Origin of the sequence: Mesorhizobium terrae, assembly GCF_008727715.1 — a bacterium.
Lineage (GTDB): Bacteria > Pseudomonadota > Alphaproteobacteria > Rhizobiales > Rhizobiaceae > Mesorhizobium > Mesorhizobium terrae.
The window spans coordinates 4757501-4769989 of sequence record NZ_CP044218.1; the positions used below are offsets into that span (position 1 = coordinate 4757501).

At 66.1% G+C, this 12489-nt stretch carries 11 protein-coding genes; 1 reads left to right on the top strand and 10 read right to left on the bottom strand.

The features are described from left to right. Nucleotides 1-137 precede the first annotated feature (137 nt). The 10 genes from FZF13_RS23980 to FZF13_RS24025 form a co-directional block, all read right to left on the bottom strand. Nucleotides 138-1073 carry a sensor domain-containing diguanylate cyclase gene (locus FZF13_RS23980; protein ID WP_024926216.1) on the bottom strand — a complete coding sequence of 312 codons (936 nt, stop codon included), beginning with the start codon at nt 1071-1073 and terminating at the stop codon, nt 138-140. A 170-nt stretch (nt 1074-1243) separates the two neighbouring features. Beyond that, a complete protein-coding gene (locus FZF13_RS23985) occupies nt 1244-1936 on the bottom strand; it encodes an ABC transporter ATP-binding protein (RefSeq protein ID WP_024926215.1) in 693 nt (230 codons plus the stop codon). Continuing rightward, complete coding sequence (locus FZF13_RS23990; RefSeq protein WP_024926214.1) at nt 1933-3648, bottom strand: branched-chain amino acid ABC transporter ATP-binding protein/permease; 1716 nt, start codon at nt 3646-3648, stop codon at nt 1933-1935. Before FZF13_RS23990 ends, FZF13_RS23985 begins: the two co-directional genes overlap by 4 nt. Then, nucleotides 3635-4504, bottom strand: a complete 870-nt coding sequence (locus tag FZF13_RS23995; protein WP_024926213.1) for a branched-chain amino acid ABC transporter permease — start codon at nt 4502-4504, stop codon at nt 3635-3637. Before FZF13_RS23995 ends, FZF13_RS23990 begins: the two co-directional genes overlap by 14 nt. Nucleotides 4505-4564: 60 nt before the next feature. Next, complete coding sequence (locus FZF13_RS24000) at nt 4565-5749, bottom strand: ABC transporter substrate-binding protein (protein ID WP_036254024.1); 1185 nt, start codon at nt 5747-5749, stop codon at nt 4565-4567. A 28-nt stretch (nt 5750-5777) separates the two neighbouring features. After that, nucleotides 5778-6875 carry a CobW family GTP-binding protein gene (locus FZF13_RS24005; RefSeq protein WP_024926211.1) on the bottom strand — a complete coding sequence of 366 codons (1098 nt, stop codon included), beginning with the start codon at nt 6873-6875 and terminating at the stop codon, nt 5778-5780. Then, a complete protein-coding gene (locus FZF13_RS24010; protein ID WP_024926210.1) occupies nt 6862-8526 on the bottom strand; it encodes an amidohydrolase in 1665 nt (554 codons plus the stop codon). The genes FZF13_RS24005 and FZF13_RS24010 overlap by 14 nt, the downstream gene beginning before the upstream one ends. Nucleotides 8527-8577: 51 nt before the next feature. Further along, nucleotides 8578-9351, bottom strand: a complete 774-nt coding sequence (locus FZF13_RS24015; protein WP_024926209.1) for an SDR family NAD(P)-dependent oxidoreductase — start codon at nt 9349-9351, stop codon at nt 8578-8580. Continuing rightward, nucleotides 9348-10145, bottom strand: coding sequence for an SDR family oxidoreductase (locus FZF13_RS24020; RefSeq protein WP_024926208.1), 798 nt, complete (start codon nt 10143-10145; stop codon nt 9348-9350). The genes FZF13_RS24015 and FZF13_RS24020 overlap by 4 nt, the downstream gene beginning before the upstream one ends. A 3-nt stretch (nt 10146-10148) precedes the next feature. Continuing rightward, on the bottom strand, nt 10149-11543 hold the full coding sequence (locus FZF13_RS24025) for a transaminase (protein ID WP_036254043.1): 1395 nt from the start codon (nt 11541-11543) through the stop codon (nt 10149-10151). 168 nt (nt 11544-11711) lie between these two features. Between FZF13_RS24025 and FZF13_RS24030 the strand changes: the two genes are divergently transcribed. Next, on the top strand, nt 11712-12461 hold the full coding sequence (locus FZF13_RS24030) for an IclR family transcriptional regulator (protein ID WP_024926206.1): 750 nt from the start codon (nt 11712-11714) through the stop codon (nt 12459-12461). Nucleotides 12462-12489: the final 28 nt, after the last annotated feature.

Sequence of the window (12489 nt, forward strand, 5' to 3'; positions counted from 1 at the left end):
TTTTTCCGCGACCCGGTACTGACGGGAGCGCAACACAAGGTCGAAAAGCCCGCAAATCCGCCGGTTTGCGCGGCAAAAAGGCTCGGAAACCGGCTACATCTTTTTCCCCAGGGATGCGCGCCAGCCCCCTCCCCGCGTCAACCGACCGCCGCGGGCTCGCCTTCGGTCGGCTTTTCCACCTGGATGCGGTCGCGGCCGCCGAGCTTGGCGCAATAAAGCGCCTTGTCGGCGCGCTCATAGAGCGTGTCGAGCGTATCGTTGCCGCGGACTTCGGAAATCCCGGCGGAGAATGTGTAGGTGAATTCCGCATTGCCCCTGAGCGGGCGCGATTGCCTGACCTGAAGCAGCATGCGGCCGACAATCAGTTCGGCCTCTTCCAGCCGGGTCGCCGGCAGGACGAGGGCGAACTCCTCGCCGCCGATCCGGCCAAAACTGTCCAGCCGGCGTACCTGTCCGTGGATCTTCCTGGCGAAGTCGCGCAGCACGATGTCGCCCGCTGCATGGCCGAAACGGTCGTTGATGTATTTGAAATTGTCGAGGTCGAGGATCGCCAGGCAGCCGACGCTCTTGGACAAGGCGGCGGCCTTGGCGATGACGTCCTCGGCGCGGGCCAGGACGAAACGGCGGTTGGCGACGCCGGTCAGTTCATCGGTCTGGGCAACTTTCATGGCAAAGTCGCGGTCCTGCCGCACTTTGCGTTCGGCCGCCCGGATCGAGGTGATGTCGGAGGCGATGCACAGCATCCAGCCATTGTCGTCGACGGTTTCGGTCATCCAGAGCCAGCGGCCGTCGGCGAGATCGGTCTCGAACGCCCTGAAGCCGACCTTGCCGCGCCGGGATTGCGTCGAGACCAGCCATTCCTCGAAGGCATGGGTGCGGATCACCGTGCCGCGCGCGGCGGCGAAGTTGCGGCGCATCAGATCCGCCCAGAGCGGCGTTTCGTCCGGTTCGATGAAATAGGCTTCCCGAAAGGCCCGGTTGGCGAAGCGCAAGCAGTCGGAACCGTCGTAAAGCGCAATGAACGCGCCGGAACGCTCCTGAATTTCCGACAGTTTCAGAAACACGTCGTCCATGGCCGCCAATAGCAAGACCGCGCATTTAACAAATCCTTAACAAGGATCGCTTGTGCACGTGTCGTTTTTGCGAAGCGGCTAAAACATCCGGGACTTAGCCCCATTACACCAGACGCCGTCCGGCTTGCGTGTGCAAAAATCGGGCGGCGAAGTGGGTGCGGCGGACCGCCCTACCCTCCGAGATAAAGCCGGTGCAATTCGTCCGGCGCGCGCAGCAGGCTCGGGCAGTCGCCGTCATAGACGACGCGGCCGCGGCGCATGACATAGGCGCGGTCGCCGATCGACAGAGCGAGCGCTGCGAACTGCTCGACCAGAAGGACCGCGAGGCCGGTGTCGGCCAGCCGGCGCACCGCCGCCATCAGCCTGGACACGATCACCGGCGCCAGCCCCGCCGACATCTCGTCGATCATCAAAACCTTCGGCCGGGTCAGCAGCGCACGCGCAATCACCAGCATCTGCTGCTCGCCGCCCGACAACAGGCCGGCCCGCACGGAACGGCGCTGCAGAAGTTCCGGAAACAGCGCATAGGCTTCGGAAAGACCGCTGCCGTCGCGCAGCGCCACGCGCAAATTCTCCTCGGTGGTCAGCTGGCTGAAAATGGTGCGGCCCTGTTCGACATGCGCCAGCCCCTCGCGCGAGCGCTGGCCGGGCCTCGCCTTCTGGATTTCGCGGCCGTCGATCGAAACCACGCCGCCGCTGACCGGGATGACGCCGGACAATCCTTCCAGCAAGGTCGTCTTGCCGGCACCGTTGGCGCCCAAAACGACACTGATCGAGCCGCTTTCGACGCGCGCGTCGAGGCCCGTGACAACCGGCAGTTCGGCCCGGCTGATCGACAGCGAAGAAATGACAAGTTCGCTCATGCCGCGACACTCTCCTCAATGCCGAGATAGGCGCGCTTGACCGCGCTCTGGTCGAGCACAACAGCCGGCGGGCCGGACGCGATGACACGGCCGAAATCGAGCACGGTCACCTGGCTGCAGGCGCTGCGCACCAGATCCATGTCGTGCTCGACGAGCAGCACGGAGGAGCCGAAGCGCGCCGGAATTTCGGCGATGCGCCTGCCAAGCCTCAACGTCTCTTCGTGCGACTGGCCGGCGGCGGGTTCGTCCAGCAGGATGACGGCGGGCCTCGCCGCCACCACGCCGGCGACATCGAGCAGACGGCGCGTGCCGGCATCGACGGCAACGACAGGTGTTTCCGGGTCCGGGCAATCCAGCCAGTCCAGCATCGCGCGCACCTCGGTCTCCGTCAGGTTTCCCGCCGCCAGCCGCAGATAGCCGCCGACGGTCAGTTCCGGCGCGATGCGGTTGGTCTGCCAGGTGCGGCGCACGCCGGCACGGGCGCGCTCATGCGCGGACCGTCCCTCGAGTGCAACGCCGCCCAATCGCACGGATCCTTCATAGGAACGAAGGAACCCCGACACCGCGTCGATGAAAGTCGATTTGCCGGCGCCGTTCGGGCCGATCAGGCCCGCGACGATGCCGGCCGGAACGGTCAGGTCGACACCATCGAGAGCAACCACGCTGCCATAGCGCACGGTCAGCTTGTCCACCTGCAGGGCAGCACCCGCCGGATGCGACACGCGCGCCGGCAGGCCGCCGTCATCGCCCTTCGCGCCGCCGACCCGACCCGGCCGGCGCGCCAGCTTGCGAAACAGGCGGCGGAAGGTCTCGCTCATCGTCTCGCCGGTCGACAGTGCCTGCACCGCGCCGACCGCGAACAGCACGTTGCCGAGATCCTGCGGCAGGTTGAAGCGACGCAGCAGTTCGGGGAACATGACCACCAGAATGCCGCCGATGATGGCGCCTTCGGCAAAATGCGCGCCGGTCATCACCGCCACCGCATAGAGGCTGAGCGACTGCATCATCGAGAAATTCTCGGCGACCAGCGTGCCGAGATAACCGGCCAGCAAGCCGCCGGAGATACCGGCAATGAAGGCGCTGATGGCGAAGGCGGACAATTTAGCCTTGGCGACGCTGACGCCGTGGGCGGCGGCGGCGCGCTCGGAATGGCGCACCGCCAGCCAGGAAGCTCCCAGCCGCGAACGCGCCAGGAATTCCAGCACGACGGCAATCGCGACATAGAAGATCAGCGCGAAGATGAAATAGCCCTCGTCGCTGTCGAACAATGCCGGTCGCGGCACCTGGATGAAGGCGGTCTGGCCGGGAAAGGTCATGGTCGCCAGGATGACGTCGAAGGCGGCGGCGAAGGACAGAGTGACGATGGCAAGGTTGATGCCGCGCAGGCGCAGCGCCGGCAGGCCGATGGCGACGCCCAGCGGCACGGCGGCAAACCCGCCGAGCAGGATCCATGTCGCCAGTCCGCCCGGCGCTTCGGCGAGGTTGAGATAACCCACCGTCCATGCGCCGACACCGGCGAAGGACATCTGGCACAGCGCGATCATGCCGGTGCGACCGGCGACGAGACCGAGGCTCTGCAGCGCGACGCCGGTGATCAGCACCGATGTCGCCAGGAACACCCAATAGGACGGCAAAAGCCCGACGATGACACCGCCCAGCACGATGGCGGCGGCAAGAATGACGAGCGAGGCCCGGATACTAGCGCGCTTCATCCCAGCGGGCCTCCCTCTGCGACCACAGAAGCACGGCCAAGATGACCAGGAACGGAATGGCGCTGCGGTATTGGCTGATCGAATCGACCGAGCTCGCCAGGCCCTCGGCGACGCCGAGCAGAATGCCGCCGGCAAGCGTCAGCCAGAAGCTGCGGAACAGCCCGACAAGGGCAGCCGCCAGCGCCGGAACAACCAGCAGGCTCAGTGTCATGAAGTTCGGCGAGCGCTGCGGCGCGATGATCATCAGCGCGAAGGTGGTGAAGGCGCCGGTCGCACCCCATACCAGGAGAGACAAAAGCCTGACCTTGACGCCCAAGAGTTCGGCGGCAAGCGGCCGCTCCGACAGCGCGCGAAGATGCAGGCCAATGCGGGTGCGGTTAAGGAACAGGTCGGACAGCACGGTGAAAAGCACGGCAAGGCCGATGGTGAGAACGGAGGCGATCGTCACCTCGACGCCAGCCATGCGGAAGGCCGAGCCCGGAAACAGGTCCGGCATGACGCGCGGATGCTGGCCGCCGGTCAGTCGCAACCCGATGGCGATCAGGCCGACCAGCATGGCCGCCGTCACCGCCGCCTTGGTCGACGGGCTCGCTTCCGCGAACCAGCGGGTCATGATGAAACCGATCGCGACACCGACCGCGGCGCCGACCAGGATGCCGGCGATGACCGACGGAAATGTCGGATAACCAGTCTCGGTCAGCGCGATCAGCGCGAAGGTGCCGGCCGAGCCGATCGCGGCACCGGTGAAATTGACCACGGCGACGAGCCGGTAGGTGAAGACGGCGCAGACGCCGAGCAGCGCATAGGTGCCGCCTGCCGCCAGCCCCGCGATTGCGGGTGTGAGAAACGAATTCATTGATGATCCCGAATGAAAAAAGAGGACGGCGGAACCTGTCCGCCGCCCCCCAGCCAGCGGCTACTTTGCGTCAGGAAGCACGACCCATTCCGGTGTCTCCACCTTCCAGGCCCCCATTTCGAGCTTCATGACCTTGGTAGCGCGCATCGGCGAATGGGTCTTTGCTTCACCGAATACGTAGGGCGAGCCGGCGAGCGGATCGGAGATCGGCTTCATTTGCAGAAGCGCCTTGCTCACGCTTTCGCGCGTCACTTCGCCATCGATGCCCTCGATCACCTTGAGGAACATCTTGGCGGCCAGATAGCCACCCTGCGAGAAGGCGGTGAGCGGCCGGCCGGCTTTGTTCATGTCGGCGATCCATTGAGCGTTGGCGGCCGACCCGGTTTCGGTGAAGGGCTCCCATTCGGTGCCGGCATAGATCGGCTGCTTGGTGTCGGCGAGCGCCTTCGCCACCTGCACCGTGTAGCCCGGCGCCAGGAACAGCCAGTTGATGCCGGTGATCTTCTGCGCATCCACCGTCTTGATCAGTTGCACCACCTGCGGCTCGACCTGGTTGGTCAGCACCGTGTCGCAGCCGGCATCGCGCGCCTTGATGACGTAGGGCGTCAGGTCGCCCTGGAACGGCAGCGTCAGATCGAGCAGATGCACCTTCTGGCCGGTGATCTTCTCCCAATCCTCGATACCCTTCTTATAGGCTTCCTGGGTGCCGCCGATGATGATGAAGAAAGCGCAGAACTTCTGGCTCTTCAGCACATTGGTTGCGTAGTAGCCCATGGCGGTCGACAGCGTGAACGGGCCGACATTGACGGGTGCGACGCTGGGCGAGGAGAAACAGGCGGCGTCGACACCCAGCCCCTGCACCGACAGGACCTTCTTGCGGCTGTAGTTGACGGCGTTGACGGCGCAGTCGAGCAGGCTGCCCGAACCGACGAGGGCGACCGCTTCCTTGTTGTCGATCAGGTCGCGCGCGGCCTGGGCGGCAACGGCGGGATCGGCCTTGTCGTCGGCGATCGTGTATTCGATCTTGCAGCCATTGATGCCGCCGGCGGCGTTGACGGCATCGAACGCAGCCTGCGTCGCCTTCGGCACTTCGCTGAAATCGGCGGGGCCGGTGATGGTCGAGACCGCGCCGACCTTGATCGTGCCGTTGGCGCAGGTCGGACCGGCGGCCGCGGCACCTCCCGTCAGGGCGCCGATGCCGATCGCGGCAAAGACGCCAGAAAGCAAAGCTGATTTCCAATGCATGTGTCTCACTCCCCTTGATTGTTGGTTGTCATGCCGCATGTCTTTCGGGCGCCTGCGGTCCCGCCGGGCGAACCCCGGCGAATTTCACGAGCGTCCGTTCGATCACCTCCCGCGCGATATCGCGGACGATAAAGACGAGCCTGGTGCGCCGATCCTCAGACGGCCAAGCGTCGAGCCGGACCGGCGGATGGAACACATGCTGCACGCCGTGCAGCACCAGCGGACGTTCCGGATCGTCGGCGACGCAGACCAGCCCCTTCAGGCGCAGAAGGTCCTCCCCCTTCAACGCCGCGACGTAGTCGAGCCAGGTGGCGAAGGCCGACCACTCGACCGGCTCGTCGATGACGAAGCTGTAGGACTGGATGCCGTGGTGGCGGCCATGATCATGATGGTGGTCATGGTCATGGTGATCGCAACCGGCGCCGCATTCATGCGCGTGGTCGTGAACCGACTGCTCGGCCTTGTCGAACCATGCCGCGATCCTGTCCGCCCGCGCCTCGCCCGCAAGCGTCTCGGCGTCGAGCAGGGTCTCCAGCTCGACATCCGCGACGAGGCTCCGCTCCGCCGCCGGCGCCAGCGCCGCAAGCCGGCGCTCCAGCGCTTCCACCGTCCAGCCGTCGGCAAGATCGGCCTTGGTGATGATCAGGCGGTCGGCCACCGCCACCTGCTTCGCCGCCTCGGCATGGCGCTCCAGCGTCGCCGGACCGTTGACGGCGTCGACCGTGGTGACCACACCGGCGATGCGGTAGCGGCTGGCGAGCTCCGGTTCGGCGATCAGCGTGTGCAGGATCGGCGCGGGATCGGCCAGACCCGTCGTCTCGATGACGACGCGGCTGAGTTGCGGCAGCTCGCCCTCGGCGGTGCGGCGGTGCAGCGCCTTCAGCGTCTCGACCAGATCGCCACGCACCGTGCAGCACACGCAGCCATTGTCGAGCAACTGGAACTGCTCCTCGCTGGCCTCGATCAGCAGATGGTCGAGCCCGACCGCGCCGAACTCGTTGACGATGACGGCCGCACCCGCCAGCGAGGGCTCTTTCAGCAGCCGGTTGAGCAGCGTCGTCTTGCCGGAGCCGAGGAAGCCGGTGAGGATGGTGACCGGGATGAGCCCAGCGTCAGCTTCGTTCATACACCACCCTCCCCTCGAACCAGGTGGTCATCACCTTGATGTCGGCGATCTCGTCGGCCGGAATGTCGAGCACGTTGCGGTCGAGTTCGATGAAGTCGGCCGACTTGCCGACCTCGATCGAGCCGATCGTCTCGCCGAGCCCGATGGCGCGGGCCGAGTTGATGGTGAAGATCTCGAGTGCTGTGGCGACGTCGATCGCCTCTTCCGGCCAGAGCGCTTCGCCGGCGAACTCGCCGCTCGGGTTCTGGCGCGTCACCAGGCCCTCGATGCCGTTCCACGGGTCGGGATTGGGCATCACCGGCCAGTCGGAACCGCCGGCCAGCAGCGCGCCGGCCGCCAACAATTGCTTGTTCGGCCAGAAGCGCAGCGCCCGCTCCACGCCCATCGCCTGCTTGTGACCCTCGAGGAAGCTGGTCGGATACCAGAGGAACGGCGACAAATCGGCGGCGACGCCGAGTTCGGCGAAGCGCGCAATGTCGGCGGGCGCGATATAGCTGGCATGGGCGATGTGGTGGATCAGCCTGGTCGGGCCATTGAAGGAGCGCACGACATCGATGGCGTCGAGTGCCTGGGTCACCGCCGCATCGCCGGCGCAGTGGATCTTCACCGCCAGCCCGAGCTTTTCGCATTTGCCGACCCAGCGGATCAGGTCCGGCACGGTGACGATGGTCGAGCCGCGGAAACAGCAGCCCAGGATCGGGTCGGCGACATAGGGCTCGTGGAAGGCGGCGGTCTTGGCGCCCGGCACGCCGTCGAGGAAGACCTTCACGAAGTCCGGCTTGGCATGGGCGCTGCGATACTGCTCCTTCAGCGCGATCAACTCGTCGCCGGCGATGCCGAACATGAAGGACGGTTCCACCGCCGGCATCGCCGACACCGACCAGGCGGTCAGTTCGCCGCGATCGTCGAGGCCCTTCAACGCGGCCAGGATCGGCTGCATGGCGGCGGCGTCCAGAAAGGCCGTCACGCCGTAGGAATTCAGCGTCGAGATGGATTGCGCCATCGCCGCCCGGTCCATTTCCTGCGTGTAGTAGCCGGAATTGGCGATCACGCTTTCGACCAGGCCCGAGGCGGATTCGATCATCAGGCCGGTCGGCGCGCCGGTTGCCGGGTCGCGGCCGATCGAGCCCTTGTCGGGGTCCGGCGTCTCCCGGGTGATGCCGGCCAGCCGCATCGCTTCGGAATTCACCCAGCGGTTGTGATAGCTGTCGTCGCGCAGCATCACCGGACGGCCTTGCGCGGCATCATCCAGCCTGGCCAGCGCTTCGAGGCTGTTCAGCTTCGCATGCAGGTCGCTGCCCCACTGGCCGCCGATGATCCAGCTGCCGGGCTTGGTCGAGGCCGCCTTCTCGCGCACCTTCTCGACAATGGTCTCGAAGCTGGAGGTCGAGGCATAACGCAGCTCGAACAGTTCCGCCTGGCCGCCCATCATCAAATGGGCGTGCACGTCGACGACGCCCGGCATCAGCATCGTGCCCTTGAGATCGACCGAACGCGTATTCTTGCCGGTAAAAGGCGCGACGCTCGCCGCGTCGCCGACCGCGACGATGCGGCCGCCCTTCACCGCAACATGCGATGCCCAGGGCTGCCTGCGGTTCATCGTGTAGATGCGGCCCTGCCCAAGAACCAGGTCGGCACTTTTGTCAGGCATTCTCAATTTCCTCCACCCAATGCATTCGGCCGTTTGCCGACCGTGTTCTCCTCACACCGCCCTGTTGTGGGTCGGCGCCCGTCCTCCGCCGTCGGCAACCAGCACCGCGCCCGTCACGAACGACGCCTCGTCGGACGCGAGAAAAAGGCAGCAGGACGCGATCTCGGCGGGGTCGGCGATGCGCCTCAGCGCGATGCGTCCGGTCAGCGCCGCGAATTCCTGTTCCGGCGTCGCGCCGCTCAGGGCAGCGGCGGCCTCCATCTCCTCCTCGCTCATCGGCGTGCGCACCCAGCCCGGCGCCAGCGCGTTGGCGCGGATGCCGTCCGGCCCGTGCGCATAGGCGAGCGAGCGTGTGTAGGAGACGAGCGCCGCCTTGCTCGCCGAATATGCGGCGTTCTGGGCGCTGGCGTTGAAGGCGCCGACCGAGGCGATGTTGACGACCGCGCCGCCCTTTTTCTTCAGCAATGGCAGCGCCGCCCGGCACACCATCATCGAACCGGTGACATTGACGGCGAAGCTTTTCTCCCAGGTCTCGTCGGTCAGCGTTTCCGGTTCGTCGAGGATCATCAACCCGGCGGCATTGACGACGATGTCGAGCTGGCCATCGCAGGCATCGATGGCGCGGTTGACGTCGGCTTTCTCGGTGATGTCGCCATGCACGGCCCTGCCGCCGCTTGCCTTCGCCGCATCGTCCAATGCCTCACCACCGAGGCCGAACAGCACGATCTCGGCGCCCTGCCTGCTGAACAATTCGGCGGTCGCCCGCCCCATGCCGGTGGCGGCACCGGTGATCAGCGCCCTGCGCCCCTGCAAACGCCCGCTCACGACAGCCCCCAATGCTTTTCGACCGCGTATCCGGTTTCCGGCAGGGTCGAGCCGCCGTCGACGACGATGGTCTGGCCGGTGGTGTATTTGGCTTGCTCAGACGCCAGATAGAGCATGGCGAAGGCGATATCGTCGGCCTCGCCATAGTGGCCGACCGGGATGAACTGGCCGAGCCTGTCCGCCACCTCAGGCTTGCTCATCGAGCCGCGATCCTTGGCGATGAAGCCCGGCTCGACGCCGTTCACCGTGATGCCGTCGCGGGCATATTCGAAGGCGGCGCCCCGGATAAAGGCGTTCACGCCGGCCTTGGCCGCCGAATAATGCGCGCCGCCGGCCATGGCGACACGCGCCGAGACCGACGACGTCACCAGGATGCGGCCGAAATTCTGCCTGCGCATGATCGGCGCCGCCGCCTGCGCCAGCCAGAAACAGGCCTTGAGGTTCAGCGACAGCGCCTGTTCGAGCTTCTCTTCGTCCAGCTCGTCGATCGACGCCCAGGGACAGCCGCCGGCATTGTGCACGACGATGTCGAGCCGTCCCGCCCCTGCCGCCGCGCTGCCGACGAGATCATGCAACTCCGCCCTTCCGAGACCCGGCAACGGCGCGGTCCGCGCCGAAAGGTTGCGAGCGGTGAGGTCGGCGGCGAGCGCTTCCGCGACATCGAGCGTGCGGTTGGCGATGACGACGGAAGCTCCGGCCTCGGCCAAACGCGTCGCGATCGCGGCGCCGATGCCGCGTCCGCCGCCCGTCACCAGGGCGACCCGTCCGCTCAGATCGAAGGCGGGCGCGCTCATCGGTCAGGACACTCCCGCGTCGGCCAAAAGATCGACGAAGCGTCCGAAAACCTCGGTATGACGGTCGACTTGAGCGGCCGTCGTCGCCGGGCACATCAGGAACATTGTGTGGAACGGCGTCACCAATATGCCTTCGTTCATGTAATAGGCGTGCAGCAGCGTCTCGAGGTCGCCGCGCCGGCCGGCGATCACGTCGGCGCCGTTGCGCGGCGGCTTCGGCATGAACATGATCTCGGCGCGCGCACCGATCTGGGTGACGTGCCAGGGCAATTTGCGCGCCTCGATGATGCCGCGCGCGCCGTCGGCAAGGCGTGTGGCATTGGCGATCATCCGTTCGAAGTTCGCCGGCGTCAGCACCTCTTCCAGCACCGCGCGCATGGTGGCCACCGTCAGCGCATTGCCGGCCAGCGTGCCGCCGATGCCGAGATGGGCTGACTGCCGCACGCGCGGGTTGACCATCGGCACGATCGCCCACAGCCGTTCCGCAATCTCCTGGGAAACGCCGAACACGCCGGCCGGAATGCCACCGGCGATCGCCTTGCCCGCTACGAGAATGTCCGGCTCCAGGCCGTGCTGGCTGGTGTAGCCGCCCGGCCCGCTGGAAATGGTGTGGGTCTCGTCAATGATCAGCACCGTGCCGGTGCGCCGGGTGATTTCGCGCAGCGCTTCGTGGAAACCGTCGGCCACCGGGATCATGCCGAAATTGGTCATCAGCGGCTCGGTCAGCACGCAGGCGACGTCGCCGGCCGACAGCGCCTGCTCAAGGGCCGCGACATCGTTGAACTCGACCACGCGCGAGACGGTGGAATGATCGACGCCGTTCGGATGGATCATGTTGCGCAGGCCGACGCGCCCGTCGCGGATTTCGACATGCGCTTCCTCGACGCCGCCGTGATAGCAGCCGGAGAAGACCAGCACCTTCGGCCGGCCCGTGATCATGCGGGCGATGCGGATGGCGCCGCGATTGGCGTCGGTGGCCGAGGTGGTCAGCGTCCAGTAAGGCATGCCGAAGCGGCGCGTCAGTTCGGCGCCGACCCAGAGGCTGTCCTCGGTCGGCAACATCATGGTGGTGCCGTTCTGCAATTGCCGAACGGCCGCGCGCGTCACCGCCTCCGGGGCATGGCCGCACATGCCGCCGGTGTCGCCAAGCGCGAAGTCGACATAGTCGTTGCCGTCGACATCGCGGATATGGGCACCCTTGGCTTCGGCGGCATAGACGGGAAAGCCGCCGGCCCAGCGGCGCATCCAGTGCGACGGTCCGCCATAGAGGAAATGTTGCTTGCCAGCTTCCCAGTCCTGGGCGGAGCGAGGATGAAGACGCAGGAAGCGTTCCTGCTCGCGGTCCAGCAGCGTGTCGATCGTCGCGGCATGTGAATCGGTTCGGGCGGCTGCCGTCACAATCATCGTCTCCCTTGGCGTTGCCCGGACCTGCGTCGCCGCAACACGTTCCAACTCGCTTCGGTTCATTATTTGAACCGACGTTTTATATGTTGTAGACAGACTGTCGGTTGAATCGCGTGCTGTCAAGTTAATTCACACGCTAATTATCTCGGAGAGACCTGCTCGATGAGCACCGTTCACAAAGCCATCTCACTGCTGGAACTGTTCACCCTGGCCGAGCCCGAAATCGGCCTGTCGGACATTGCCCGCAAGGCGGGGCTCGACAAGGCGACGGCGCGGCGACTGCTCGTCGCGCTCGCCGGCCATCGCCTGATCGAACAAGAGCCGCATAGCCGGCGCTATCGGCTCGGCGCCGGCCTGTCTCGGCTCGGCCGCATCCGCGACGCGCATTTTCCCTATGTGCGGGTCGCCGCCCCCATCGTACGCGATCTGTCTGTCGAGACGGGCGAGACCGTCCACCTTTCGGAATTCAGCGCCGGCGCGCTGCTGACCGTGCATGTGGAACTGTCGACCAAGGCCAATCGCGTCAATGTCGATGTCGGCCAGGTGCTGCCGCTCCATGGCACCGCGTCGGGCATCGCCTTCCTGTCCGCCTCGCGAGCCGACATCTTGCAAACCCATGTCGACAGGCCGCTCGATCGCTTTACCCCGCACACCGTCACCGACCGCGACCAATTGATCGAGGCCATACGCCTCGCCGCCAGGCACGGCTATTCGCGCAGCGCCCAGGGTTACGAGGAAGGCGTGCACAGCGTTGCTGTGGCGATACTGGGTTCGGACAACGCGCCGATCGGCACGATGGCCGTCGCCTGCCCCATGTCGCGGGCCAGCGACGCGGTTGCGGCCAGCCAGGGCGAAGCGGCGATGCGGGCGGCGCGCCAGATCTCGGCAAGGCTGGCCGGCGACCCCGTCTGACATGGACATCGGCCGCGTCTTCGCCCCG